General features: G+C 67.0%; 22 protein-coding genes. 9 read left to right on the top strand and 13 right to left on the bottom strand.

Features of this window, described 5'->3' with window-relative positions:
- Nucleotides 1-62: 62 nt before the first annotated feature.
- A complete protein-coding gene (gene fadD1 / locus PotMrB4_RS07505; RefSeq protein ID WP_107328610.1) occupies nucleotides 63-1,748 on the bottom strand; it encodes a long-chain-fatty-acid--CoA ligase FadD1 in 1,686 nt (561 codons plus the stop codon).
- A gap of 290 nt (nucleotides 1,749-2,038) precedes the next feature.
- On the bottom strand, nucleotides 2,039-3,727 hold the full coding sequence (fadD2, locus tag PotMrB4_RS07500; RefSeq protein WP_172432920.1) for a long-chain-fatty-acid--CoA ligase FadD2: 1,689 nt from the start codon (nucleotides 3,725-3,727) through the stop codon (nucleotides 2,039-2,041).
- A 268-nt stretch (nucleotides 3,728-3,995) separates the two neighbouring features.
- On the opposite strand from fadD2, the gene PotMrB4_RS07495 reads away from it, so the two are divergent.
- Nucleotides 3,996-4,952 (top strand): alpha/beta hydrolase, encoded by a 957-nt coding sequence (locus PotMrB4_RS07495; RefSeq protein WP_172432919.1) that lies wholly within the window; start codon nucleotides 3,996-3,998, stop codon nucleotides 4,950-4,952.
- Complete coding sequence (locus tag PotMrB4_RS07490; protein ID WP_044413444.1) at nucleotides 4,949-5,419, top strand: MaoC family dehydratase; 471 nt, start codon at nucleotides 4,949-4,951, stop codon at nucleotides 5,417-5,419. The genes PotMrB4_RS07495 and PotMrB4_RS07490 overlap by 4 nt, the downstream gene beginning before the upstream one ends.
- Before the next feature lie 66 nt (nucleotides 5,420-5,485).
- On the opposite strand, the gene PotMrB4_RS07485 is transcribed toward PotMrB4_RS07490, so the two are convergent.
- From PotMrB4_RS07485 to PotMrB4_RS07475, 3 genes are read right to left on the bottom strand one after another with little or no spacing between them, the layout of a single operon-like run.
- The gene (locus tag PotMrB4_RS07485; RefSeq protein ID WP_172432918.1) at nucleotides 5,486-6,358 is read right to left on the bottom strand and encodes an efflux RND transporter periplasmic adaptor subunit; all 873 of its coding nucleotides are present in this window, start codon (nucleotides 6,356-6,358) and stop codon (nucleotides 5,486-5,488) included.
- 11 nt (nucleotides 6,359-6,369) lie between these two features.
- Nucleotides 6,370-6,576: a DUF1656 domain-containing protein gene (locus tag PotMrB4_RS07480; RefSeq protein ID WP_074969135.1), complete on the bottom strand. Its 207-nt coding sequence runs from the start codon at nucleotides 6,574-6,576 to the stop codon at nucleotides 6,370-6,372.
- Nucleotides 6,563-8,551 carry an FUSC family protein gene (locus PotMrB4_RS07475; protein WP_172432917.1) on the bottom strand — a complete coding sequence of 663 codons (1,989 nt, stop codon included), beginning with the start codon at nucleotides 8,549-8,551 and terminating at the stop codon, nucleotides 6,563-6,565. Before PotMrB4_RS07475 ends, PotMrB4_RS07480 begins: the two co-directional genes overlap by 14 nt.
- Nucleotides 8,552-8,830: 279 nt before the next feature.
- Between PotMrB4_RS07475 and ccoM the strand changes: the two genes are divergently transcribed.
- Nucleotides 8,831-8,950, top strand: coding sequence for a cytochrome c oxidase subunit CcoM (gene ccoM / locus PotMrB4_RS28450; protein WP_044413434.1), 120 nt, complete (start codon nucleotides 8,831-8,833; stop codon nucleotides 8,948-8,950).
- A gap of 139 nt (nucleotides 8,951-9,089) precedes the next feature.
- Here the strand turns inward: ccoM and PotMrB4_RS07470 are convergent, their stop codons facing one another.
- The 3 genes from PotMrB4_RS07470 to PotMrB4_RS07460 are packed head-to-tail and all read right to left on the bottom strand — an operon-like array spanning nucleotide 9,090 to nucleotide 10,183.
- Nucleotides 9,090-9,248 (bottom strand): hypothetical protein, encoded by a 159-nt coding sequence (locus PotMrB4_RS07470; protein ID WP_172432916.1) that lies wholly within the window; start codon nucleotides 9,246-9,248, stop codon nucleotides 9,090-9,092.
- Nucleotides 9,245-9,841: an alpha-ketoglutarate-dependent dioxygenase AlkB family protein gene (locus tag PotMrB4_RS07465; RefSeq protein ID WP_172432915.1), complete on the bottom strand. Its 597-nt coding sequence runs from the start codon at nucleotides 9,839-9,841 to the stop codon at nucleotides 9,245-9,247. The genes PotMrB4_RS07470 and PotMrB4_RS07465 overlap by 4 nt, the downstream gene beginning before the upstream one ends.
- A gap of 45 nt (nucleotides 9,842-9,886) precedes the next feature.
- Nucleotides 9,887-10,183: an aspartate-semialdehyde dehydrogenase gene (locus tag PotMrB4_RS07460; protein ID WP_074969141.1), complete on the bottom strand. Its 297-nt coding sequence runs from the start codon at nucleotides 10,181-10,183 to the stop codon at nucleotides 9,887-9,889.
- Nucleotides 10,184-10,337: 154 nt separating this feature from the next.
- Here PotMrB4_RS07460 and rapA point away from each other — a divergent pair, with 154 nt between their 5' ends.
- Nucleotides 10,338-13,187 carry an RNA polymerase-associated protein RapA gene (rapA, locus tag PotMrB4_RS07455; RefSeq protein ID WP_044413428.1) on the top strand — a complete coding sequence of 950 codons (2,850 nt, stop codon included), beginning with the start codon at nucleotides 10,338-10,340 and terminating at the stop codon, nucleotides 13,185-13,187.
- 55 nt (nucleotides 13,188-13,242) lie between these two features.
- Here the strand turns inward: rapA and PotMrB4_RS07450 are convergent, their stop codons facing one another.
- Entirely contained in the window at nucleotides 13,243-14,580 is a 1,338-nt protein-coding gene (locus PotMrB4_RS07450) for a spinster family MFS transporter (protein WP_142011411.1), read from the bottom strand.
- A gap of 227 nt (nucleotides 14,581-14,807) precedes the next feature.
- On the opposite strand from PotMrB4_RS07450, the gene PotMrB4_RS07445 reads away from it, so the two are divergent.
- Nucleotides 14,808-16,973, top strand: coding sequence for a putative bifunctional diguanylate cyclase/phosphodiesterase (locus PotMrB4_RS07445; RefSeq protein WP_172432914.1), 2,166 nt, complete (start codon nucleotides 14,808-14,810; stop codon nucleotides 16,971-16,973).
- 15 nt (nucleotides 16,974-16,988) lie between these two features.
- Here the strand turns inward: PotMrB4_RS07445 and PotMrB4_RS07440 are convergent, their stop codons facing one another.
- The 4 genes from PotMrB4_RS07440 to PotMrB4_RS07425 all read right to left on the bottom strand — a co-directional run bounded on the left by PotMrB4_RS07440 (nucleotide 16,989) and on the right by PotMrB4_RS07425 (nucleotide 19,554).
- Complete coding sequence (locus PotMrB4_RS07440) at nucleotides 16,989-17,768, bottom strand: hydroxypyruvate isomerase family protein (RefSeq protein ID WP_160481324.1); 780 nt, start codon at nucleotides 17,766-17,768, stop codon at nucleotides 16,989-16,991.
- Complete coding sequence (locus PotMrB4_RS07435; protein WP_172432913.1) at nucleotides 17,765-18,649, bottom strand: NAD(P)-dependent oxidoreductase; 885 nt, start codon at nucleotides 18,647-18,649, stop codon at nucleotides 17,765-17,767. The genes PotMrB4_RS07440 and PotMrB4_RS07435 overlap by 4 nt, the downstream gene beginning before the upstream one ends.
- 149 nt (nucleotides 18,650-18,798) lie before the next feature.
- On the bottom strand, nucleotides 18,799-19,167 hold the full coding sequence (locus PotMrB4_RS07430) for a DUF5064 family protein (protein WP_044413417.1): 369 nt from the start codon (nucleotides 19,165-19,167) through the stop codon (nucleotides 18,799-18,801).
- Between the two features lie 69 nt (nucleotides 19,168-19,236).
- Entirely contained in the window at nucleotides 19,237-19,554 is a 318-nt protein-coding gene (locus PotMrB4_RS07425; RefSeq protein ID WP_044413413.1) for a DUF2288 domain-containing protein, read from the bottom strand.
- 309 nt (nucleotides 19,555-19,863) lie between these two features.
- On the opposite strand from PotMrB4_RS07425, the gene PotMrB4_RS07420 reads away from it, so the two are divergent.
- The 4 genes from PotMrB4_RS07420 (at nucleotide 19,864) to livG (ending at nucleotide 24,045) form a co-directional block, all read left to right on the top strand.
- Nucleotides 19,864-20,982, top strand: coding sequence for a branched-chain amino acid ABC transporter substrate-binding protein (locus PotMrB4_RS07420; RefSeq protein ID WP_172432912.1), 1,119 nt, complete (start codon nucleotides 19,864-19,866; stop codon nucleotides 20,980-20,982).
- Between the two features lie 116 nt (nucleotides 20,983-21,098).
- Nucleotides 21,099-22,022 (top strand): high-affinity branched-chain amino acid ABC transporter permease LivH, encoded by a 924-nt coding sequence (livH, locus tag PotMrB4_RS07415; RefSeq protein ID WP_044413408.1) that lies wholly within the window; start codon nucleotides 21,099-21,101, stop codon nucleotides 22,020-22,022.
- Nucleotides 22,019-23,281 carry a high-affinity branched-chain amino acid ABC transporter permease LivM gene (locus PotMrB4_RS07410; protein ID WP_172432911.1) on the top strand — a complete coding sequence of 421 codons (1,263 nt, stop codon included), beginning with the start codon at nucleotides 22,019-22,021 and terminating at the stop codon, nucleotides 23,279-23,281. The genes livH and PotMrB4_RS07410 overlap by 4 nt, the downstream gene beginning before the upstream one ends.
- The gene (livG, locus tag PotMrB4_RS07405) at nucleotides 23,278-24,045 is read left to right on the top strand and encodes a high-affinity branched-chain amino acid ABC transporter ATP-binding protein LivG (RefSeq protein ID WP_074969155.1); all 768 of its coding nucleotides are present in this window, start codon (nucleotides 23,278-23,280) and stop codon (nucleotides 24,043-24,045) included. The genes PotMrB4_RS07410 and livG overlap by 4 nt, the downstream gene beginning before the upstream one ends.
- The last annotated feature ends 2 nt before the right edge of the window (nucleotides 24,046-24,047 follow it).

The raw sequence follows: 24,047 nt of genomic DNA, 5'->3' as shown, positions 1-24,047 counted from the left end.
TTGCATCGGGCGAGGCAAAGAAAAAGCCCCGCAGGTGCGGGGCTCGTTCATGCCGGGACGGATCAGCCCTTGAGCTTCTTCAGTTCCTGGTCACGCAGTTCACGGCGCAGGATCTTGCCGACGTTGGTGGTCGGCAGGCTGTCGCGGAACTCGACGGAGCGCGGGACCTTGTAGCCGGTGACGTTGGCGCGCATGTGCTGCATCACCTCGTCCTTGGTCAGGCTGGCACCCGGCTTGACCACCACGAAGACCTTGATCGCCTCGCCGGACTTCTCGTCCGGGATGCCGATGGCAGCGCATTGCAGCACGCCCGGCAGGGTGGCGAGCACGTCTTCCAGCTCGTTCGGGTACACGTTGAAGCCGGAGACCAGGATCATGTCCTTCTTGCGGTCGACGATGCGCATGTAGCCGTCTTCCTGGATCAGGCCGATGTCGCCGGTCTTCAGCCAGCCGTCCGCCGAGAGGATCTCGTCGGTGGCGTCCTGGCGCTGCCAGTAGCCCTTCATCACCTGCGGGCCCTTGACGCACAGCTCGCCGATGGCGCCGATGGCGAGGTCGTTGCCCTCGTCGTCCACCACCTTGCACTGGGTCGAGGGGACCGGGATGCCGATGGTGCCGATCTGGATGCTCTGGAACGGGTTCACCGACACCACGGGGCTGGTCTCGGTCATGCCGAAGCCTTCGCAGATGGCGCAGCCGGTGACCTCTTTCCAGCGCTCGGCCGCAGCCAGTTGCAGGGCCATGCCGCCGGACAGGGTGAGCTTGAGGGCGGAGAAGTCGAGCTTGCGGAAGTCCTCGTTGTTGCACAGGGCAACGAACAGGGTGTTGAGGCCGACGAAGCCGGTGAACTTCCAGTTGCCCAGTTCCTTGACCATCGCCGGCAGGTCGCGCGGGTTGCTGATCAGGATGTTGTGGTTGCCGGTCAGCATCATCGCCATGCAATGGAAGGTGAAGGCGTAGATGTGATAGAGCGGCAGCGGGGTGATGAGCACCTCGCACCCTTCATTGAGGTTGGCGCCCATCAGCGCCTTGCACTGCAGCATGTTGGCGATGAGGTTGCGATGGGTGAGCATCGCGCCCTTGGCCACGCCGGTGGTGCCGCCGGTGTACTGCAGCACGGCAACGTCGTTGGCGGCCGGCGAGGCTTCGCGCACGGCCTTGCCCTGGCCCTTGGCCAGTGCCTGGTTGAGCTTGACGGCCTGGGGCAGGTGGAAGGCCGGGACCATCTTCTTCACGTACTTGATGACGCTGTTCACCAGCAGGCGCTTGAGCGGCGGCAGCAGGTCGCCCACTTCAGTCACCACCACATGGCGGATGCCGGTCTTGGGCAGCACGCTCTCGGCCAGGTGGGCCATGTTGGCCAGGCACACCAGGGCCTTGGCGCCGGAGTCGTTGAACTGGTGCTCCATCTCCCGCGCGGTGTACAGCGGGTTGGTGTTCACCACCACCAGGCCGGCGCGCAGGGCGCCGAAGACCACGACGGGGTACTGCAGGACGTTGGGCAGTTGCACGGCGATACGGTCGCCGGGCTGCAGGTCGGTGTGGTTCTGCAGGTAGGCGGCGAAGGCACCGGAGAGTGCGTAGAGCTCACCGTAGGTGAGGGTCTTGCCCAGGTTGCTGAATGCGGGCTTGTCGGCAAAGCGTTGGCAGGACTCTTTCAATACCGCCTGAATGTTGGGGTAAGCGTCGGCATTGATTTCCGCAGGAACGCCTGCTGGATACTTGTCCGTCCAGAAGTTATCGGTCATGGAAAGCCCACTCCTGAGCAACAGCTGATCTTCACTGCACGAGGCAGTTGTTTTTTGTGGTCTGTGCGGTTTCAGGCCCTTCCCAGGGCGAAAAGCGCGCCGAGATTATCAGCTTTGAAAAAAGGCGACCAGAGCCAAATAGACCCTTTCCAGTCAACAAAATGACCAGATAAAACCAATCAGTCACCTTTAGAGCAAACCACCTAACTGGCGTAGAAAGCGCGTCCCAGGGCGGTTTGTGAACCCTCGCACACTGCCGGGCGGCAGGTGCGAGGGTCGGAGGGGGTGGATCAGGCGATGTCGCGCAGCTCGCGACGGAGGATCTTGCCGACCGGCGTCATGGGCAGGGCGTCCTTGAGGACGATGTGCTTGGGCACCTTGTAGCCGGTGAAGTTTTCCTTGCAGTAGGCCTTCAGCTCCTCGACGGAAACGCCGCCCTCGCGGGCGACGACGAACAGCTTCACCGCCTCGCCGGACTTCTCGTCGGGCACGCCGATGGCGGCGCAGCTGGCCACCTTCGGGTGGGCCATGACCACGTCCTCGATCTCGTTGGGGTAGACGTTGAAGCCGGAGACGATGATCAGGTCCTTCTTGCGGTCGACGATGCGCACGTAGCCGTCCGGGTCGATCACGGCGATGTCGCCGGTCTTCAGCCAGCCCTCGGCGTCCAGCACCTCGGCGGTGGCTTCGGGGCGGTTCCAGTAGCCCTTCATCACCTGCGGGCCCTGGATGCACAGCTCGCCGCGCTCGCCCAGGGGCAGTTCGTTACCGTCGTCGTCGATCACCTTGAAGGCGGTGCCGGGCACCGGGATGCCTACGGTGCCCAGGCGGGCCTGGGCACCGTAGGGGTTGGCGCTGGCCACCGGGGAGGTCTCGGTGAGACCGTAGCCCTCCACCACGGTGCAGCCGGTGACGGCCTGCCAGCGCTCGGCGGTGGCCTTGACCAGGGCGGTGCCGCCGGAGTTGGTGACCTTGAGGTTGGAGAAGTCCAGGTCCTTGAAGTCGGGGTTGTCCATCAACGCGACGAACAGCGTGTTGAGGCCCAGCAGCGCGGAGAAGCGCCACTTCTTCAGCTCCTTGACGAAGCCGGGGATGTCGCGCGGATTGGTGATCAGCACGTTGAGGTTGCCGTTGACCATCATGCACATGCAGTTCGCGGTGAAGGCGTAGATGTGGTAGAGCGGCAGCGGCGCGATCATGATCTCCTGCCCCTGCTTCATCAGCGGCTGGCCATCCGGGCCCAGCTGCGACAGGCAGGCGTTGACCTGCTGCATGTTGGCCACGAGGTTGCCGTGGGTGAGCATCGCGCCCTTGGCCACGCCCGTGGTGCCGCCGGTGTACTGCAGCACGGCAAGGTCTTCCAGGCCGACACTGACCGGCTTGAGGCCATGGCCCCGGCCCTGGCGCAGGGCGTCCTTGAAGGAGACGGCCTGGGGCAGGTGGTAGTCCGGCACCATCTTCTTGACCTTCTTCACCACGGTGTTGACCAGCCAGCCCTTGAGGCTGGGCAGCATGTCCCCCATGCGCGCCTCGATCAGGTGCTCGATCTCGGTGTCGGGCAGCACTTCCTGCACCAGCTTGCCGAACAGGTTGATGTACACCAGGGCCCGCACGCCGGCGTCCTTGAACTGGTGGCGCATCTCGCGGGCGGTGTAGAGGGGGTTGGTGTTGACCACCACCAGGCCGGCGCGCAGGGCGCCGAACACGGCGATGGGGTACTGCAGGACGTTGGGCATCTGCACGGCGATGCGGTCGCCGGGCTTGAGGTCCGTGTGCTTCTGCAGGTAGGCGGCGAAGGCGGCGGACAGGCGGTCCAGCTCGGCGTAGGTCAGGGTCACGCCCAGGTTGTGGAAGGCCGGGCGGTCGGCGAATTTCTTGCAGGAACGCTCGAACACCTCGACCACGGAACGGTAGGCCGCCAGGTCGATCTGGTCCGGTACGCCGGCAGGGCGTTTGTCGCTCCAGAAATCAGGTTGCATTGTTGTTGTCCTCATTTGCCCTGAATGTGTCTGGCCCGCGCTGCGGGACTGCCCGGAAAGTAGCAGGTCCACCCGCGTGCGCAAATACGCCAAGCGCTCTCATTGATCCCGTGAATCTCGCCGCAACAGCCCGTGCCTGAGCGGCTGAACAAAGGCTGTCGAAACGGTCCGCGCAGGACCGACCGGTCACGCAGTGCAGCCCCTTTGCGCCGCCCCGGCCCCCGTGCACAATGCGCCGATCACTCCACTCCCGCCAAAAGGATTGGCCATGCGCCACGACGCTTTCTGGCTCACCGCCAGCGATGCCGCCCCGCTCTACGTGAACCGCTGGAGCGGCGAGGAGCCACCCCGGGCGGTGGTGATGATCGCCCACGGCATGGCCGAGCACAGCGGCCGCTACGCGCGGCTGGCATCCGCGCTGGTGGCGGCGGGCGTCGAGGTCTACGCCCACGACCAGCGCGGCCACGGGCGCACCGCCCAGCACGGCATACTCGGCCTGTACGCCGAGCACGACGGCTGGAACAAGGTGATCGCCGACCTCGCGGCCCTCAACCACCACATCCGCCAGCAGCACCCGCAGACGCCGATCATCCTGCTCGGCCACAGCATGGGCAGCTACATCGCCCAGGGCTACCTGATGCGCCACAGCTGCAGCCTGCAGGGGGCCATCCTTTCCGGCTCCAACTACCAGCCGGTGGGGCTGTACCGCGCGGCTGCCGTGGTGGCACGGCTGGAACGCTGGCGCCAGGGCCCGAACGGCCGCAGCGCGCTGATCGAGTTCCTCTCCTTCGGCTCGTTCAACAAGGCCTTCAAACCCAACCGCACGCCCTTCGACTGGCTCAGCCGCGACCCGGACGAGGTGGACAAGTACGTCAACGACAGCCTCTGCGGCTTCCGCTGCACCAACCAGTTGTGGCTCGACCTGCTCGGCGGGCTTCAGAACATCACGCCTATCGGCCACCTGGCGCAGATCGACCCGGGCCTGCCCCTGCTGGTGATCGGCGGCGCGTGCGACCCGGTCAGCGACGGCAAGCGCCTGGAGGACCTGGCCAATGCCCTGCGCTCGGCCGGTGTGCGCGACGTGCAACTGAGGATCTACCCCGACGCCCGCCACGAGTTGTTCAACGAGACCAACCGCGACGAGGTGACGAATCATCTGCTCGACTGGCTGGGGCACGCCCTCGCCCAGGGTCGAGCCTGCCAACCGAACAAGGAGACGCCATGAGCCAGGTAACCAACTTCACCTACGACGCCCTCGAAGTCGGCCAGAAGGCCAGCTACGCGAAGCAGGTGGAGGAGCGTGACATCCAGTTGTTCGCCGCCCTGTCCGGCGACCGCAACCCGGTGCACCTGGATGCCGAGTACGCGGCCGGCACGCTCTTCAAGGAACGCATCGCCCACGGCATGTTCAGCGGCGCCCTGATCAGCGCGGCCATCGCCTGCGAGCTACCCGGGCCGGGCACCATCTACCTGGGCCAGCAACTGAAGTTCACCCGCCCGGTGAAGCTGGGCGACAGCCTGACCGTGGAACTGGAGATCCTCGAGAAGCTGCCGAAGAACCGCGTGCGCATCGCCACCCGCGTGTTCAACCAGAACGCCGAGCAGGTGGTGGACGGCGAGGCCGAGGTACTGGCGCCCAAGCAATCGCTCGCCATCGAGCTGCCGGAGCTGCCGCCGATCACCATTGGCTGAACCCCGCAGCCCTGATGAAGGAAGCCCGGCAATCGCCGGGCTTTTTCGTTCCGGGGGAGCTTCCGGCTAGTCCTGCGCCTGCGGCTGATCCCCGACCGTGACGCTGGCGGTCATCCCCGCACTGAGCTGGATGGTGTCCGGTACCTGGTCGAGTTTGATCCGTACCGGGATGCGCTGGGCCAGGCGTACCCAGTTGAAGGTGGGTTCGACGTTGGCGAGCAGTTGCCCGTCCGGGCTGGCGTTGCGGTCGGTGATGCCGCGGCTGACGCTTTCCACCGTGCCCTTGAGCGGCTGGCCGGCGCTCATCAGCCAGATGTCCACCGGTGCGCCCACACGGATGCCGGGCAGCTTGGTCTCCTCGAAGTACGCCTGCACGTAGAAGGACTGGTCGTCCACCAGTGCCATCACCGGCTGCCCGGCGCTGGCGTAGTTGCCCTGGGCCAGGCGCAGGTTGGTGACCTGGCCGCTGCGCGGGGCACGCACTTCGCTGCGGGCCAGGTTCAACTCGGCGACCTTCACGTCGGCCTGGGCCTGGCGGTATTCGCCCCGGGCGATGTCGGCGGTGATCTGGGCGTTCTCCCGCAGCTCCGCGCTGATGGCCTGGGGGCCGAGGCTGGCGCGGCGCGAGGCCTCGTGCTCACGCAGGCGCAGTTGCTGCTGGCGGGTTTCGGCGACGGCGCGGGCCTTTTCCAGGGCGGCCTCGTAGCGGTCGCGGTCGATGGTCATCAGCAGGTCCCCGGCCTTCACCTGCTGGTTGTCTCGGACCTTCAGGTCCACCACCCAGCCGGACACGTCCGGTGCTATCACCACCACGTCGGCGCGGATGCGCGCGTCCCGCGTCCAGGGCGCGAGCATGTAGTGCTGCCAGAGGCTGTAGCCCCCCACAACGGCTGCGGCGACCAGCGCCAGGGTGACAACGACACGCAAGGTGGAACCCATGGTTTTCTCCTTCACCAGTGCCCGAAGATGGCGACCAGCACCGACAGTACACAGACATAGAGGGCGGTATCGAACAGCGCCTCGTGCCAGATCCAGCGCGCCAGGCCCAGCCGCTGCAGCGCCAGGCGCAGCACGCCGGTCACCAGCAGCGCCGCCAGGGCGTAGATCAGCAGCGGGCTGAGCAATACGCCGCCCAGTGACCATTCACGCAAGCCCATGGCTCGCCTCCTGTTGTTCACACCACTGCCGCCAGCTCTGCCGCAACTGCAGCAAGGCCGCCAGGGCCAGCCGCCGGTCGATGCTGTTGCCGGCCTCGCGCAGGGCCTGGATCAGTTGTTCGGACGGCGCGTCCATCGCATCCGCCCGCTCCGGCGCCGGCCCCTGCTCCAGCAGTGGCTCGATCCGTTCGAGAAAGCGCGCCTCGGAGGCGCCGAGGGAGCGCTCCCCCACGGCCAGGCAACGGCGCAGGTGCAGCAGTTCGTCACCGATGTCGAGGCTGGTGATACCGTCGTCCCAACGGTTGCGGGACTGGCTGGGCAGCGCCGGGTAGTGGCGGGCCAGTTGCAGCAGGCGGTCGGCCATGCGCCCGCCGAACCAGTTCTCCGCCCCCGCCAGGGTGCGGTGGGTGAGCCGGCCCAGGTCGCTGAAGGTGGCCCGCAGCAGCCGCCGGCCATGCCAGCCGGGGTGGGTCAGCACGATGAGGCGGAACACCAGCACGGCGAAACCGACCCCCAGCAGGATGGACAGGGCTTCGTTGAGGAACACCGCAACGTCGAAGTGCATGGTGTTCTGCGGTGCGCACAGCACGATGAAGTGCAGGCAGAACGAGGTGGCCGTGCCGCTCAGGGCCGGCCGCGCCATGCCCAGGGTGCCGAAGAACAGCGGCACGCCGAGGGCCATGCAGAGCAGCGGGAAGCCACTGAACTGGGGCAGTACCACCTGGCCGATGAAGAAGGCCACCGGCAGCGCATAGAGGATGCCGCGCAGGAACATCAGGCCGATCTGCGCGGCGTTCTCGCGGCTGGCAAAGAGGCTGCAGACCACGCAGGTGAGGGTCAGCGCGCCGATGGAGGAGGTCCAGGCGGTGGCCATCCAGAAGGTCGCCAGCCCGAGGAAGGCCAGCCCGCTGCGGGAGCCGTAGAGCAAGGCCGTGGGCAGGTCGTGGTGCCAGGACAGGGGCGCCGAACTGTCCTCGGTGGGAGCGCCACGCTCCACGGCCTCCAGCGCTGCGGCGGCGGCCCGTACCTGGCGGAGGGTGACCGCCAGGCGCCCCAGGCAGTATTGCTGCACCACGCTCAGTTCGGGGGATTCGGCCGCCTCCAGCAGGCGCTGCCCCAGGGCTTCGAGGCGTGCCGGATCGGGTGACTCCAGCGCCTGTCGCACGGCCTCCAGCCAGGGGGCCAGGCGCTCGGCCTCGTCGTCCGACAGCTGCCGCCACTGGCGTGCCACCCCACGCGCCAGCCGCAGCACGCTGAGCAGGTCGCGGCTGAGCACCCGCAAGGCGGCGGCGCGACGCCGGCCGCGCGCGCCTTCGAACCAGGCGTGCTCGCGCTGGGCATCCACGGCCACCAGGCGCCCCAGGACACCCAGCAGCCCCTGGCGCTCGTAGGGCGCACCGTCCAGGGCCGAGCGGGCCGCACGGATGCCGCTCTCCCAGGCCTCGGTGGCCTGGCGCACCAGCTGGCGCTCCACCCGCTGCGGCCAGATCAGCGCGCTGGTGGCGGTGGCACAGAGGATGCCGAGGCAGATCTCGGTGCAGCGGGCCACGGCCTGGTCGAAGACATTGAGCGGGTGGGCGATGGCCGGCAGGCCGATGATGGCCACCGTGTAGCCGGCTAGGACGAAGGCGTACGACCAGGCACTGCGCAGCATGGTGGAGGCCGCCGTGCACAGCGCCAGCCAGGTGGCCAGGACGAAGAGGAACAGCCAGGGCGTCTGGGCGAACAGCGCCATGATCACCACGGCCATGGTGGTTCCGACCAGGGTGCCGAGCAGCCGCGCCAGGCCCTTCTGCACCACCATCCCGGACAGCGGCTGGGCCACGATGAAGGCGGTCATCAGCGCCCATTGCGGCTGCTCCAGGCCGAAGCGCAGCGCACACCAGAGCGCCAGGCCGCCCCCGAGCAATGTCTTGATGGCGAACTGCAGGGCCGGGAGGTCGGGGGCGAGGAAGGCCTTCAGGGTTTCACGCACGTCGGGAACCTTGGAAGAGGTGCGGCAAGCATAGGCGGCCGCCCGCCTGTACGGCACGGCCCTGGATTCGTCTGATCATCTCCCCCCTCTCCTTCCCTGTCGAAAGGCTCTGAAATGCCCCATCCGGCGCAGGGGACCCCCTGGAAAATTGACCTGGATCAGTTACCCGCAGACCTTGCGGGACGGGCCCTGCGGCCATTGATCCAGATCAATTTCGGCCCCCTGGCCCGGGTCTACCTTTGACCCATCGAAACAAGACGCCAGACGCAGGAGGCCCTTATGTTCGTCGATGTTGTGGTTCTAGCCGGTATCGGCACTGTTGGCCTGATGCTCGCCTTCTTCGGTGGCGTCGGATACTTCATCTGGAAGGACTCTCACAAGCGCGACAAGAAAGCGTAAGTCGAGTTCTCCAGGTACACAGGCACGCAAGGCACCTCGGGCGACTTCGGTCGCCCTTTTTTTCGTCCGTCGAAAATATCCCAGCTGGCACCGGGCGACACTCTGACCGCAGCCCATGACGGGCCGTTCAGGTTAGCGTTCAGCGCTTCTTCGGTTTGCTGCGGTTCTTCTTCGCCTTGCCCAGCGGCAGCACCTTTTCGAAGGCCTGGCGCATGTCCACCAGCCGTTTCTCGTGCAGGTCATGGATGCGCTTGTCGCGCTCGGCGCCGAAATCGATCAGCTTGTCGTCATTGCTCATGGGCGGATCCAGCGGAAGGTGAGGTTGAGACGTGGCTGGCAGGCGGCTCGGGTCTTGGCCACCTGGTGTTGCCAATGATGCTGCGTCGGCCCGCTCATGACCAGCAGCGCACCGTGTGCCAGCTCCAGCGAGTGCTCGATGCGCCCGCTGCCCTTGCGGCGCAGGTCGAAGCGCCGGGTGCCGCCGAGGTTCACCGACGCCACGGTGGGATTGGGCCCCAGTTCCGGCTCGTCGTCGCTGTGCCAGCCCATGGAGTCCTGGCCGTCCCGGTAGAGGTTCAGCAGCACGCCGTTGAAGGGCTGCCCCACGTCTTCCTGCACGCGCTGGCGGATTTTCGCCAGCAGGGGCGTCCAGGGCAGCGGGCGATGCACCAGGCCGGAATAGCGGTAGCTCGCTTCGGGGTCTCCGTACCAGGCCACATGCCGGGGCACCCGGTAGTCCTGGCCGTGCAGGTGCACAACCGGCTGCTCCCAGGGCGTCTCCGCCAGCAACCCGGCCAGCCATTCGTCGGCTTCCTCCACCGCCAGCCAGTGGCGCTCGTGGCGCAGGCAGGCGTCCGGCAGCTCAAGGGGCAGGTCGTCGAACAGGCTCATGGGATGACCGATTGCGCAAACAGGGGGACGCATTCTCCCACGACGTCAGACCTCGACGTCCACCCAGAGGCCCTGACGCGGGAGGGTGTCGATCACCTCCTCGTCCGCCGGCTTCACCTCGCCCTCGGCCAGTTGCTCGGGGGTGTAGCCCCGGCGCTGGCGGCGGCGCTGCTCCTCGCGGAGCATCTCCTCGGCTTCCTGCGGGTGGCGGCGGTCCAGCCCCACTTCGCTTTCGTGCTGGCTTTCCTGGGCTGGCGCCACGGGGGGAATGTCGGGGCGTGGCTTGGCCACGTCCTGCTGGGCGGTCACGGGAACCAGGCTGTGGGGGATCGGCGGCAACATGGTCAGACCCTCTGTCATTCAACCTGTCGGCAACACAGGCCACACCTTTAGCGGCCTCGCTACACTTCTACCGCAAACGGGAACGCAAGTTCCGTCGCTCTTGGCCACGCGTTCCGCTAAACTAGCCGGCTTTTTTGCATGGCGGGAGACACGCATGGCGCAGCAGTATGAACCGGGGCAACGCTGGATCAGTGACAGCGAGGCTGAACTGGGCCTCGGAACCATCCTGACATCCGACGGGCGGCTGCTCACCGTGCTCTACCCGGCGACCGGCGAGACGCGCCAGTATGCCCTGCGCAACGCCCCGCTGACCCGCGTGCGCTTCGCTCCGGGTGACGAGATCACCCACTTCGAGGGCTGGAAGCTCACCGTGCAGGAAGTCGACGACGTCGACGGCCTGCTGGTCTACCACGGCATCACGGCCCAGAACGAAGCCCGCACCCTGCCGGAAACGCAGCTGTCCAACTTCATCCAGTTCCGCCTGGCCAGCGACCGCCTGTTCGCCGGGCAGATCGACCCGCTGAACTGGTTCGGCCTGCGCTACCACACCCTGCAACACCAGAGCCGCCTGCTGCAATCCTCGCTGTGGGGCCTGTCCGGCGCCCGCGCCCAGCCCATCGCCCACCAGCTGCACATCGCCCGCGAAGTGGCCGACCGCATCGCGCCTCGCGTCCTGCTGGCCGACGAAGTGGGCCTGGGCAAGACCATCGAGGCCGGCCTGGTGATCCACCGCCAGCTGCTCTCCGGGCGCGCCAGCCGGGTGCTGATCCTGGTCCCGGAGAACCTCCAGCACCAATGGCTGGTGGAGATGCGCCGCCGCTTCAACCTGCAGGTCGCGCTGTTCGATGCCGAGCGCTTCGCCGAGAGCGATGCCAGCAACCCCTTCGAGGATGCCCAGCTCGCCCTGGTGTCCCTGGAATGGCTGAAGGACAGCGAGCGCGCCCAGGATGCCGCCTTCGCCGCCGGCTGGGACCTGCTGGTGGTGGACGAAGCCCACCACCTGGTCTGGCACCCCGAGCACGCCAGCGACGAGTACCGCCTGGTGGAGCAACTGGCCGAGGTCATCCCCGGCGTCCTGCTGCTGACCGCGACCCCGGAGCAACTGGGCCAGGAAAGCCACTTCGCGCGCCTGCGCCTGCTGGACCGCAACCGCTTCCATGACCTGGAAGCCTTCCGTGCCGAGAGCGCCCACTACCGCCCCATCGCCGAAGCGGTGCAGGAGCTGCTGGACGAGGGCCGCCTGTCCGCAGAAGCGCGGGCCACCATCGCCAACTTCCTCGGCAGCGAAGGCGAAACCCTGCTGGCCGCCGTCGCCGAGGGCGACAGCGACGCCTCCGCGCGCCTGGTGCGCGAGCTGCTGGACCGCCACGGCACCGGCCGCCTGCTGTTCCGCAACACCCGTGCCGCCGTCCAGGGCTTCCCCGAGCGCCAGCTGCACCCCTACCCGCTGCCCAACCCCAGCGAATACATGGAGCTGCCGGTGGGCGACCATCCGGACCTGTACCCCGAGGTCAGCTTCCAGGCCCAGCAGGGCGAGGTCGACGACAGCGAGCGCTGGTGGCGCTTCGACCCCCGTGTCGAGTGGCTGATCGACACCCTGAAGATGCTGAAGAAGTTCAAGGTGCTGGTGATCTGCGCCCATGCCGAGACCGCCCTCGACCTGGAAGACGCCCTGCGTGTGCGCTCCGGCATCCCCGCCACCGTGTTCCACGAAGGCATGAGCATCCTCGAGCGCGACCGCGCCGCGGCCTACTTCGCCGACGAGGAATTCGGCGCCCAGGTGCTGATCTGCTCCGAGATCGGCTCCGAAGGCCGCAACTTCCAGTTCGCCCACCACCTGGTGCTGTTCGACCTGCCGGCCCACCCGGACCTGCTGGAACAGCGCATCGGCCGCCTCGACCGGATCGGCCAGAAGCACACCATCCAGCTGCACGTGCCCTACCTGGAGAACAGCCCCCAGGAGCGCCTGTTCCAGTGGTACGACCGCGCGCTGAACGCCTTCCTCGCCACCTGCCCCACCGGCAACGCCCTGCAGCACCAGTTCGGCCCGCGCCTGCTGCCGCTGCTGGAAGACGCCGACGAAGACACCTGGGGTGCGCTGCTGAGCGAAGCCGAAGCCGAGCGCAAGCGCCTGGAAAGCGAAATGCATTCCGGCCGCGACCGCCTGCTGGAGCTGAACTCCAACGGCGGCGGCGAAGGCCGTGCGCTGGTCGAGGCCATCCTCGAGCAGGACGACGAGTTCGCCCTGCCGATCTACATGGAGTCCCTGCTCGACGCCTTCGGCATCGACAGTGAGGACCACTCCGAGAACGCCCTGGTGCTCAAGCCCGGCGAGAAGATGCTCGACGCCGGCTTCCCCCTGGGCGACGACGAAGGCGTGACCATCACCTACGACCGCAACCAGGCCCTGTCCCGCGAGGACATGCAGTTCCTCACCTGGGAGCACCCCATGGTCCAGGGCGGCATGGACCTGGTGCTGTCCGGCTCCATGGGCAACACCGCCGTCGCGCTGATCAAGAACAAGGCCCTCAAGCCCGGCACCGTGCTGCTGGAGCTGCTCTACGTGAGCGAGGTGGTGGCGCCGCGCAGCCTGCAGCTGAGCCGCTTCCTGCCGCCGGCCGCGCTGCGCTGCCTGCTGGACGCCAACGGCAACGACCTGGCCTCCAAGGTGGCCTTCGACACCCTCAACGACCAGCTGGAAAGCGTGCCGCGCGGCAGTGCCAACAAGTTCGTCCAGGCCCAGCGCGACGTGCTCGCGGCGCAGATCCAGGTTGCCGAGACCAAGATCCGCCCGCGCCACGACGCCCGCGTGGCCGAGGCCACCAAGCGCCTCGCGGCCGAGCTGGAGGAAGAACTGGCGCGCCTGGAAGCGCTCAAGGCGGTCAACCCCAGCGTCCGCGACAGCGAGATCGAGGCCCTGCGCCGTCAGCGCGAAGAGGGCCTGGCGCTGATGGAGAAGGCCGCGCTGCGGCTGGAGTCCATCCGGGTACTGGTCGCCGGCTAAGCAAACCCCGCCCACGAAAAAGCGCGCCTCGGCGCGCTTTTTCGTTTCTGCGGCATCAGGCCAGCGCGGCCTGCGCCGCCGGCTGCTGCCCTGCGCGCATGCGCCGGGCGTCCTGCCCGAAGCAGCGCGCTGCCTGGAACAGGGCCAGGGTGGTCAGCCCCAGGGCCACCGGGATCAGGTACATGGCATCGTGCAGGCCCACGGCCTTGAAGGCCTCGGTCATCTCGCTGGCACCGGCGGCGTACATCGCCGCATGGGCGAAGTGGTCCGACAGCAGCCCCACCACCACCGGCCCCAGGCCACCGCCCAGCAGGTAGAGACCGGCGAAGAACAGCGCCATGGCTGTGGCCCGCAGGCGCGGCTCCACCACGTCCTGAATGGCGGTGTAGACGCAGGTGTAGAAGGTGTAGGCGAACAGCCAGCCGATGCTGAACACGCCCACGAACACCCCCACCTCGATGCGCCCGGAGAACAGCGCGAAGCCGGTGGCCAGGGTCGCCACCAGCAGGCTGCCGGTGGCCAGCAGCAGGCGGCCACGTTCGGACTTCTCGTGGGCCTTGTCCGCCAGCCAGCCGCCCAGGGTCAGGCCGACCAGCCCGGTGAGGCCGGCGATGATGCCGGTGGCGACGGCAGCCCCCTGCAGGGACATCAGGAAGTAGCGCTGCAGCATCGGCACCATGAAGGAGTTGCAGGCGTAGGTGGCGAAGTTGAAGGTCAGCCCCGCCAGGGTCAGCCACCAGAAGGTGCGGATCGACAGCACCCGGCGCAGCGGGCGGTCCAGCGGCGTCTGGTCCTGGGTGCGGTTGTCGGCGGCGCCGCGCTGCGGCTCCTTGATGAAGAACATGAACACCGCGAGGATCAGCCCCGGAATCGCCGCGATGACGAAGGGCGCCCGCCAGCTGCCGAAGGCCTGCACCATCGCACCGATGGTAAAGAAGGCCAGCAGCAGCCCCAGCGGCAGGCCGAGCATGAACAGGCCCATGGCGCGGGCGCGCTTGTTCGGCGGGAACAGGTCGCCGATCAGCGAGTTGGCCGCCGGGGCATAACTGGCTTCGCCGATGCCGATCCCCATGCGGATCAGCAGGAAGCTCCAGAAGTTCCACGCCAGGGCGTTCACCGCCGTCAGCCCGCTCCACACCGCCAGGCCCCAGCCCATGATCTTCTTCCGCGAGCCGGTGTCGGCCATGCGCCCGAGGGGCAGGCCGGCCACGGCGTAGACCAGGGTGAAGGCGGTGCCGATCAGCCCCAGCTGGAAGTCGCTCAGGCTCCATTCGTGGCGCACCGGCTCGATGATGATCGCGGGGATGGTGCGATCGAAGAAGTTGAACAGGTTGGCCAGGAACAACAGGAACAGCACGCGCCAGGCATTGGCCGCTTGCGGGGAAGGCTGCATGGGTCGGTCTCTTTGTTGTTGGTGACCCGGCAGACCGCCTGCCGGGCTTGTAAGGCCGAATCTAGAGGCTCGCCTTGCGGCTGTCTGCGAACATTCGCGCTGGTTATGGCGAACGATGGCGCCCTCCCCCGACCACTCGTCGTACGGCGCCGGGCAGCCGTGGCGGGTGGATGGGGCTGGCCGATACTCAAACGGATCGGCACGCCCCGTCGCGGAGGCAACAGGCAATGGAATGGCTCGGGTTGCGCATCAGCAACGAACTCCCCGAGGGACAGGTGCGCCTGCTGGACTGCACCCACAACGGCTGGCTGGTGCTGCTGGCCTTCCTGGTGGCCAGCGCCGCCGCCTACACCGCGCTGAGCATGGGCGAGCGCGTGGCCAACGTGGCCGACCCGGCAGCCCGACGACGCTGGTACTGGATCGGCGCGCTGTGCCTGGGCGGCGGCATCTGGTCCATGCACTTCATCGCCATGCTCGCCTTCGAAGCGCCGGTGGTGCTGCATTACAACGCCCTGGTGACCGCCCTCTCCCTGCTGGTGGTGATCGGCGTCTCCCTGGCGACGATGCGCACCCTGGGCCATCCGCAACTGGGTCCCCGGCACTACCTGGCCGGCTCGCTGACCCTGGGCCTGGGCATCGCCTGCATGCATTACACCGGCATGGCGGCGATCCGCTCGGAAGCCACCCAGACCTACCGCCCCGAGCTGTTCATGCTCTCCATCGACGTGGCCGTGGTCACCAGCCTGGTGGCGCTGATGCTGGCGGTGTTCTTCCGCGGCCGCGACGACAGCCTCAACCACCGCCTGCGCATCCCGGCCAGCCTGGTGATGGGCGGGGCCATCGTTTCCATGCACTTCACCGGCATGTGGGCGCTGGAGCTGACCGTGTCCCCCGGCACCGAACTGCACCTGCAGCCCCCCGCGCAGAACCTGGCGATGGCCGTGAGCGTCGGGCTGATCGCCTTCCTCAGCCTGTTCTTCGGCCTCGGCGCCGCCTGGGCCGATCGCCAGTTGCAGCGCCGCGACCAGGACCTGGAGCGCGTCGGCAGCCTGCTCAAGCAACTGGACCAGGCCAAGGCGGTGTTGCAGAAAGTCGCCCATGTCGACCCGCTGACCAACCTGCCCAACCGCCGGGCCTTCAACGAGGTGTTCGCCGAGCGGCTGGCGATCCATGGCCGCACCCGGCAGTCGCTGGCGGTGATGTTCCTCGACATCGACCACTTCAAGCGGATCAACGACAGCCTCGGCCACGATGCCGGCGATGCCCTGCTCAAGGCCGTGGCCGAGCGCATCGCAGCGATGCTGCGGGACGAGGACCTGATCGCCCGGCTGGGCGGCGACGAGTTCTGCATCCTCGCCGGCCTGCACCGCCCGGAAGAGGCACGGGTGCTGGCCCAGCGGGTGATGCAGGCGCTCAAGGAGCCCATCGAGCTGGCCGGACGGAAGATGGTGATGACCACCAGCATCGGCATCAGCCTGTTCCCCGAGGACGGCGAGAGCTGCGAGGAACTGCTCAAGCACGCGGACCTGGCGCTGTACCAATCCAAGGGCAGCGGCCGCAACAACCTGCACTTCTTCAGCCGCCACCTGAAGCACAAGGCCACCGTCGAGTTGCAGCTGGAGGAAGAGCTGCGCCGCGCCCTGGCCGAAGACCGTGAGCTGGAGCTGCATTACCAGCCCATCCTCGCCCTGGCCGGCAACCGCCTGGGCAAGCTGGAGGCCCTGGTGCGCTGGCGTCATCCGCAGCATGGCCTGCTGACGCCGGACCGGTTCGTCGGCATTGCCGAGGCCAACGGCTTCATCACCGAGCTGGACGCCTGGGTGCTGCGCCGTGCCTGCCGCGAGCTGGCAGAGCTGGGGCACGACGGCCTGCGGGTGGCGGTCAACTGCTCGGCCCTGAACCTGTGCCAGGACGAACTGGCCGACCGCGTGGCCGAGGCCCTGGCCTTGTCGGGGCTGGCCGCCAACCGGCTGGAACTGGAGGTGACCGAGAACGCGCTGATGAGCAACATCAACCAGGCCCTGACCCTACTGCATCGCATCCGCGACCAGGGGGTGGCCGTCTCCATCGACGACTTCGGCACCGGCTATTCGTCCCTGGCCTACCTCAAGCGCCTGCCGCTGGACACGCTGAAGATCGACCGCTGCTTCATCCAGGACCTGCCCCACGCCCACGCGGACATGGAGATCGTCCAGGCCATCATCGGCATGGCCCATACCCTGCGCCTGCAGGTGGTGGCCGAAGGGGTGGAAAGCGAGGCGCAGCTGGAGTTGCTGCGCGGGCTGGGCTGCGACTTCATCCAGGGCTACCTGCTGAGTCGCCCCCGATTGCTGGCGGACCTGCGTCCGCTGCTGGAGGAGTGGGGCGAGGGGCCGGCCCTCAACTTCGCCTGAGGCCGGCCCATTCGGTCACGCGGCCTTGAAGCGCGGCAACCAGTCGAGCCCGTCGCGGGTCGGCCCGCCGGGGCGATACTCAGCGCCCAACCAGCCGGCGTATCCCACCTCGGCCAGGGCGGCGAGCGCCGGGGCGAAATCCAGCTCACCACTGCCAGGGGCGCCGCGTCCGGGGTGGTCGGCGAACTGCACATGGCCGATGGCGTCGCCCAGCAGGCGGATGGCCGCCACCGGGTCCAGTTGCTGGCGGGCCAGGTGATAGAGGTCCAGCTGGGCGGCGAAGTTGGGGCTTTCCACCGAGCGCACCAGCTCCAGCAACTGCTCGGGGGTGTTGATGAGGAAGCCCGGCATGTCGAAGGGGTTGATCGCCTCGGCCAGCACCTGGATGCCCAGCGGGTGGAAGGTGTCGGCAGCCTTGCGCAGGTTGGCCACCAGCGTGGCCAGCGCCTCGGGTCGCGACACGCCATTGGCCAGGCGCCCGGGCAGTACGTTGACGCACTGCGGCTGCACCAGCGCGGCGTAGGTGTAGGCATGGCGCAGGGCGGCGTCGAAGGCGTCCTGCTGGGCCGGCACGGCAGCCAGCCCGGCGCCGCCCTGCATCAGATCGCCGGCGGGCAGGTTGATGAGCACCAGCGGCAGGCCGGCCTGGTCCAGGGCGGCCTTCAGCTCGCCGGCAGGCAGCTCGTAGGGGAACTGGATCTCCACGCCGTCGAAACCCGCCTCGGCGGCAGCGCCGATGCGTTCGATCAGGGGCAGCTCGGTGAACAGCAGCGACAGGTTGGCGGAAACCTTCATGGGTGCTCCTCTCGGTAGAGTTCGATCAGGGTCGCGGGGTCGCGCTCCAGGTTGCCCTGGCTGCCATGCAGGCGCATGAGCTGCGCGGCGAGCCCGCTCATGGGGGTGGCGCTGCCCTCCTCGCGGGACAGGCGGGTGGCGGTGTCGAGGTCCTTGAGCAGGGTGCGGACATGCCATTTGACCGGCTCGAAGCAGCTTTCGGCCATCTGCGGCGCCAGGATCTGCAAGGGCCGCGAGTCGGCGAAGCCGCCGGCCAGTGCCGGCGCCAGCAGACTGGCATCGACCCCGGCCTTTTCCGCCAGGGCCACCACCTCGGCAATCACCAGGGCATTGCAGGCGACGATCATCTGGTTGCAGACCTTGGTCACCTGGCCGGCACCGACCTCGCCCATGCGCGTCAGACGCTGCCCCAGGTGCGCGAGCACGGGGCGCACCCGCTCCACATCCTCCTCGCGGCCACCGGCCATGATCGCCAGGGTGCCGGCCTCGGCACCCGGGGTGCCACCGGAAACCGGTGCATCGATCCAGTGCACGCCGGTGCGTCGCTCCAGTTCGGCGGCCATCTCGCGGGTCGCCGCCGGTTCGAGGCTGGAGAAGTCCACCAGCACCTGCCCAGCCCGCGCCCCTTCCACCACGCCCCCCGGCCCGAACACCACCTCACGCACCACGGCCGTGTCGGCCAGGCAGAGCATGAGGATGTCGGCATCGGCACACAGCTCGGCCGGGGTTTCGGCACGGCGTGCACCGAGCTCCAGCAGGGGTGTGCATTTGTCGGGAGTCCGGTTCCAGACCGTGAGGGGGAAGCCGGCGGCCAGCAGGCGGCGGGTCATCGGCAGGCCCATGAGGCCGATGCCGGCGAAGGCGATGCGGGGTAACGACATGCTGAGCTCCAGTCGGGCGGAAGCGCCTATCTTAACCGGCTGCCCAGGCCGTGCACCGCCCCGGAAATCGGTGTGTCACCCAGCAGGAAAAATGCACCTCAACGGTGCGAAAGGTAACGGTGCGCACCAGGAGTGCGCACCGATATGGGTCAGAGGCCGTCCTTCTGCAGGTGATCCAGGTTCACCGGCTCGCCGGGTTCCGCCCCCAGCTTCTGACGGATGTCCTCGAACATCGCATCGAACTCCTGGTGGTTGTGCACGATCGGCCCGACGCTGGTGTGCAGCCCGTGCTTGTTGGCAATGCGGGTGGCGACGCTGGCGAAGTTGAAGGCGGTGTCCCGGTGCAGCTCGAAGGTTTCCTCGAAGCTCACGCCATTGATCACGCCCACCATGCGGAAGTGCAGCATGGTGCCTTCCTCCGCATCACGCCGGACCTCGTAATAGAGGTCGATGGAGAACTCCGGCTGGTTGGGCAGCCCGGGAATGCTGGCACGGTGCAGGTGGCCGGGTTCGAACATGGTGAAGCTCCTTGAGAGACGATCGGGGTGGAAGGAGTCTAGACGGCCTTTGCCGGCAGGCCGCAGCCCTCAGTGACGGGCCGGTGCCTCCAGGCGTTCCTGCACCAGCACCCAGGGCGCCACCACCACGGCCCAGAGGGTGGGATCACGCTCCAGCAGGTCGCGTGCCCGGGCCTCTTCCACGCGCTCCAGCTTGCCGGCCTGCAGCAACGCTGCGACCTGGGGCTTGTCGTCCTCGGCCACGGCCAGGGCGACGCCGACCAGATCCTCCTGACCCTCGACCCAGAGCAGTTGCCCACGGGCGAAGAAGGGCTGCAGCTCCTCCCAGGTGATGGCGGCGGTTTCGCCGAGCAGCTTGGCATAGAGGGTGCTTGAGGATTCGTTCATGGCTTGCTCTGAGTGGGAAAGTAACGGTTGCAGGGCGGGCAATGATAACCAACGCCCGTCATCTTGTTCACAAGTGCAGCCAGACGCTTCCTGCGTCCTTCAGGGCACGCCGTATTTCTATACGTTTGTTGCGATTAGGCGACATAGGAACATTCCGCACCCTCCTGTCGGCTTTTCAAGCCGCAAATCGGCACTCTACACTGTACCGGTACAGTTGCCGCAGGACTCGGCGGGGTGACAAAAAGGACCCTGTCCTCTGCTTTCAGGCAACCAGGACAACAACAACGATAAACATACGAGTGGAGCACTATGAACAAGGCTACCAAGCAGCTTTCCAAACTGTTCGCCGCCATGGCCCTCGCCGGTGCCGCCAGCTACTCCGTAGCGGCCGACACCATCAAGATCGCCCTGGCCGGCCCGGTGACCGGTGCGGTCGCCCAGTACGGTGAAATGCAGTTCATCGGCGCCAAGATGGCGATCGAGCAGATCAACAAGGCCGGCGGGGTGAACGGCGCTCAACTCGAAGGCGTGGTCTACGACGACGCGTGCGATCCGAAGCAAGCGGTCGCCGTAGCCAACAAGATCGTCAACGATGGCGTGAAGTACGTCGTTGGCCACCTGTGCTCCAGCTCCACCCAGCCTGCGTCCGACATCTACGAAGACGAAGGCATCCTGATGATCACCGCGGCCTCCACCAGCCCCGAGATCACCGCCCGTGGCTACCAGCTGGTGTTCCGCACCATCGGCCTGGACAGCCTGCAAGGCCCGACCGCCGGCAACTTCATCGCTGACCACATCAAGCCGAAAAACGTCGCCGTCATCCACGACAAGCAGCAGTACGGCGAAGGCATCGCCACGGCCGTGAAGCAGACCCTGGAAGCCAAGGGCGGCAAGGTGGCCCTGTTCGAAGGCATCAACGCCGGCGACAAGGACTTCTCCGCCCTGATCGCCAAGCTGAAGCAAGCCAATGTCGACTTCGTCTACTACGGCGGCTACCACCCCGAGCTGGGCCTGCTGCTGCGCCAGGCTTCCGAAAAAGGCCTGAGCGCTCGCTTCATGGGTCCGGAAGGTGTCGGCAACAAGGAAATCTCCGCCATCGCCGGCCCGGCTTCCGAAGGCCTGCTGGTGACCCTGCCGAAGTCCTTCGACCAGGATCCGAAGAACCAGGCCCTGGTAGAGGCCTTCAAGGCCAAGAACGAAGACCCCACCGGTCCGTTCGTGTTCCCGGCCTACGCCGCCGTGCAAGTCATTGCCGAAGGCATCAAGAAGGCTGGCGACGACACCGCCAAGGTGGCTGAAGCCCTGCGCTCCAACACTTTCGAAACCCCGACCGGCACCCTCTCCTTCGACAAGAAGGGCGATCTGAAGGACTTCAGCTTCGTGGTGTACGAGTGGCACAAGGACGGCACCAAGACCGAAGCCAAATAAGCTTCCCGCCTTAAGCCCAGAGCCCACTGCATCCGCAGTGGGCTTTGTTTATCCGAGTTTTACGGGCTCCGCTGCGCCACAAGCGCCGCTTTACGTGATGCCCGAGGAGTTGGGGAATGCCTGATCTCTATCACTACCTGCAACAGCTGGTTAACGGCCTGACCGTTGGCAGCACCTATGCCCTGATCGCCATCGGCTACACCATGGTCTACGGCATCATCGGCATGATCAACTTCGCCCACGGCGAGGTTTACATGATCGGCTCGTACGTAGCCTTCATCGCCATTGCCGGGCTCACCATGCTCGGTCTCGACAGCCTGCCTCTCCTGATGGTGGCGGCCTTCAGCGCCAGCATCATCGTCGCCAGCGCCTATGGCTACAGCATCGAACGGGTGGCCTACCGGCCGCTGCGCGGCAGCAACCGCCTGATCCCGCTGATCTCCGCCATCGGCATGTCGATCTTCCTGCAGAACGAAGTCCTGCTCGCCCAGGACTCCAAGGACAAGGCGATCCCGAACCTGCTGCCGGGCAACTTCGTGTTCGGCGAAAGCACCATGAACGGGGTCACCATCTCGTACATGCAGGTGCTGATCTTCGTCGTCACCTTCCTGGTCATGTTCGGCCTCACCCAGTTCATCTCCCGTTCCCGCCTGGGCCGCGCCTGCCGCGCCTGCGCCGAGGACATCAAGATGGCCAACCTGCTGGGGATCAACACCAACAACATCATCGCCCTCACCTTCGTCATCGGCGCCACCCTGGCTGCCATCGCCGCAGTGCTGCTGGGCATGCAGTACGGCGTGATCAACCCGCACCTGGGCTTCCTCGCCGGCATCAAGGCCTTCACCGCCGCGGTACTCGGCGGCATCGGCAGCATCCCCGGCGCCATGCTCGGCGGCCTGGTGCTCGGCGTGGCCGAAGCCTTCGGCGCCGATGTGTTCGGTGACCAGTACAAGGACGTGGTGTCCTTCAGCCTGCTGGTCCTGGTCCTGCTGTTCCGCCCCACCGGCATCCTCGGTCGCCCGGAGGTGGAGAAGGTATGAACACCGCCAAGAACCTCAAGACCGCCCTCTTCAGCGCCCTGCTGGTCGTCGCGGTCGCCTACCCGGTGCTGGGCCTGAAGCTCACCACCGTGGGCATCAGCCTGCAGGTGCAGGGCGGCAGCCCCGCCGTGCTCTGGACCATCGCCGGCTGTGCCATCGCCATGTTCGTCTGGCAGCTGTTCCGCAACCAGCTGACCGAAGCCTGGAGCAAGGCCCCGAGTCGGCCGAAGCTGTCGGACAAGGCCACCAACTTCCTCACCCTGCCCTCCACCCAGCGCTGGATCATCCTCGGCCTGATCGTGGTCGCCCTCGCCTGGCCGTTCTTCGGCTCGCGCGGTGCGGTGGACATCGCCACGCTGATCCTGATCTACGTGATGCTCGGCCTCGGCCTGAACATCGTGGTCGGCCTCGCCGGCCTGCTGGACCTGGGCTATGTCGGCTTCTACGCCGTGGGCGCCTACAGCTATGCGCTGCTGTCGCACTACTACGGCCTGGGCTTCTGGGTGTGCCTGCCGATCGCCGGCATGATGGCCGCGCTGTTCGGCTTCCTGCTGGGCTTCCCGGTGTTGCGCCTGCGCGGTGACTACCTGGCCATCGTGACCCTCGGCTTCGGCGAGATCATCCGCATCCTGCTGCGCAACCTCACAGAGATCACCGGCGGCCCCAACGGCATCAGCAACATCGAGAAGCCCAGCCTGTTCGGCCTCACCTTCGAGCGTCGCGCGGCCGAGGGCATGCAGACCTTCCACGAGTACTTCGGGATTGCCTACAACTCCCAGTACAAGGTGGTGTTCCTCTACCTGGTGGCGCTGCTGCTGGTGCTGCTGACCCTGTTCGTGATCAACCGCCTCCTGCGCATGCCCATCGGCCGCGCCTGGGAAGCGCTGCGCGAAGACGAGATCGCCTGCCGCGCGCTGGGGATGAACCCCACCGTGATCAAGCTCTCGGCCTTTACCCTGGGCGCCTGCTTCGCCGGTTTCGCCGGCAGCTTCTTCGCCGCGCGCCAGGGCCTGGTGACCCCTGAGTCCTTCACCTTCATCGAGTCGGCGATCATCCTCGCCATCGTGGTGCTGGGCGGCATGGGCTCGCAGCTGGGGGTGATCCTCGCTGCGGTGGTGATGATCCTGCTGCCGGAACTCGCCCGTGAATTCAACGAGTACCGCATGCTGATGTTCGGCGCCCTGATGGTGCTGATGATGATCTGGCGTCCGCAGGGCCTCCTGCCCATGCAGCGTCCCCACCTGGAGCTGAAGCAATGAGCCGCACCATCCTCGAAGTAAGCGGCCTCTCCATGCGCTTCGGCGGCCTGCTGGCCGTCAATGGTGTGGCCCTGAACGTCAAAGAAAAGCAGGTGGTCTCGATGATCGGCCCCAACGGCGCCGGCAAGACCACCGTGTTCAACTGCCTCACCGGCTTCTACCAGCCGACCGGGGGCAGCATCCTGCTGGACGGCGAGCAGATCGCCGGCCTGCCGGGCCACAAGATCGCCCGCAAGGGCGTGGTCCGCACCTTCCAGAACGTCCGCCTGTTCAAGGAAATGACGGCGGTGGAGAACCTGCTGGTCGCCCAGCACCGCCACCTCAACACCAACTTCCTGGCCGGGCTGTTCAAGACCCCGGGCTTCCGCAAGAGCGAACGCGAGGCCATGGACCTGGCGGCGCACTGGCTGGAGCAGGTCAACCTCACCGACGTGGCCAACCGCCCCGCCGGCACCCTCGCCTACGGCCAGCAGCGCCGGCTGGAGATCGCCCGCTGCATGATGACGCGCCCGCGCATCCTCATGCTCGACGAGCCCGCCGCCGGCCTGAACCCGCGCGAGACCGAGGACCTGAAGGCGCTGATCGCCCTGCTGCGCAACGAGCACAACGTCACCGTGCTGCTGATCGAGCACGACATGCACCTGGTGATGAGCATTTCCGACCACATCTACGTGATCAACCAGGGCACGCCCCTGGCCGACGGTACGCCGGAGCAGATCCGCAGCAACCCGGATGTGATCAAAGCCTATCTGGGGGAGGCCTGAGT

It is taken from the genome of Metapseudomonas otitidis (genome assembly GCF_011397855.1).
Taxonomy (GTDB): Bacteria; Pseudomonadota; Gammaproteobacteria; order Pseudomonadales; family Pseudomonadaceae; genus Metapseudomonas; species Metapseudomonas otitidis.
The sequence above is the reverse complement of the archived record's forward strand: the minus strand, read 5'-3'. Positions and strand labels throughout refer to the sequence as shown.

Excerpts from the sequence above, each read along its gene's own strand:
- livH (WP_044413408.1), top strand. The coding sequence starts at position 21,099 with ATGCCTGATCTCTATCACTACCTGCAACAGCTGGTTAACGGCCTGACC.
- PotMrB4_RS07430 (WP_044413417.1), bottom strand. The coding sequence starts at position 19,167 with ATGTTCGAACCCGGCCACCTGCACCGTGCCAGCATTCCCGGGCTGCCC.
- PotMrB4_RS07435 (WP_172432913.1), bottom strand. The coding sequence starts at position 18,649 with ATGTCGTTACCCCGCATCGCCTTCGCCGGCATCGGCCTCATGGGCCTG.
- PotMrB4_RS07440 (WP_160481324.1), bottom strand. The coding sequence starts at position 17,768 with ATGAAGGTTTCCGCCAACCTGTCGCTGCTGTTCACCGAGCTGCCCCTG.
- PotMrB4_RS07425 (WP_044413413.1), bottom strand. The coding sequence starts at position 19,554 with ATGAACGAATCCTCAAGCACCCTCTATGCCAAGCTGCTCGGCGAAACC.
- PotMrB4_RS07495 (WP_172432919.1), top strand. The coding sequence starts at position 3,996 with ATGCGCCACGACGCTTTCTGGCTCACCGCCAGCGATGCCGCCCCGCTC.
- PotMrB4_RS07480 (WP_074969135.1), bottom strand. The coding sequence starts at position 6,576 with ATGGGCTTGCGTGAATGGTCACTGGGCGGCGTATTGCTCAGCCCGCTG.
- PotMrB4_RS07465 (WP_172432915.1), bottom strand. The coding sequence starts at position 9,841 with ATGAGCCTGTTCGACGACCTGCCCCTTGAGCTGCCGGACGCCTGCCTG.
- ccoM (WP_044413434.1), top strand. The coding sequence starts at position 8,831 with ATGTTCGTCGATGTTGTGGTTCTAGCCGGTATCGGCACTGTTGGCCTG.
- PotMrB4_RS07420 (WP_172432912.1), top strand. The coding sequence starts at position 19,864 with ATGAACAAGGCTACCAAGCAGCTTTCCAAACTGTTCGCCGCCATGGCC.
- PotMrB4_RS07445 (WP_172432914.1), top strand. The coding sequence starts at position 14,808 with ATGGAATGGCTCGGGTTGCGCATCAGCAACGAACTCCCCGAGGGACAG.
- PotMrB4_RS07485 (WP_172432918.1), bottom strand. The coding sequence starts at position 6,358 with ATGGGTTCCACCTTGCGTGTCGTTGTCACCCTGGCGCTGGTCGCCGCA.
- fadD2 (WP_172432920.1), bottom strand. The coding sequence starts at position 3,727 with ATGCAACCTGATTTCTGGAGCGACAAACGCCCTGCCGGCGTACCGGAC.
- rapA (WP_044413428.1), top strand. The coding sequence starts at position 10,338 with ATGGCGCAGCAGTATGAACCGGGGCAACGCTGGATCAGTGACAGCGAG.
- livG (WP_074969155.1), top strand. The coding sequence starts at position 23,278 with ATGAGCCGCACCATCCTCGAAGTAAGCGGCCTCTCCATGCGCTTCGGC.
- PotMrB4_RS07460 (WP_074969141.1), bottom strand. The coding sequence starts at position 10,183 with ATGTTGCCGCCGATCCCCCACAGCCTGGTTCCCGTGACCGCCCAGCAG.
- fadD1 (WP_107328610.1), bottom strand. The coding sequence starts at position 1,748 with ATGACCGATAACTTCTGGACGGACAAGTATCCAGCAGGCGTTCCTGCG.
- PotMrB4_RS07490 (WP_044413444.1), top strand. The coding sequence starts at position 4,949 with ATGAGCCAGGTAACCAACTTCACCTACGACGCCCTCGAAGTCGGCCAG.
- PotMrB4_RS07410 (WP_172432911.1), top strand. The coding sequence starts at position 22,019 with ATGAACACCGCCAAGAACCTCAAGACCGCCCTCTTCAGCGCCCTGCTG.
- PotMrB4_RS07470 (WP_172432916.1), bottom strand. The coding sequence starts at position 9,248 with ATGAGCAATGACGACAAGCTGATCGATTTCGGCGCCGAGCGCGACAAG.
- PotMrB4_RS07450 (WP_142011411.1), bottom strand. The coding sequence starts at position 14,580 with ATGCAGCCTTCCCCGCAAGCGGCCAATGCCTGGCGCGTGCTGTTCCTG.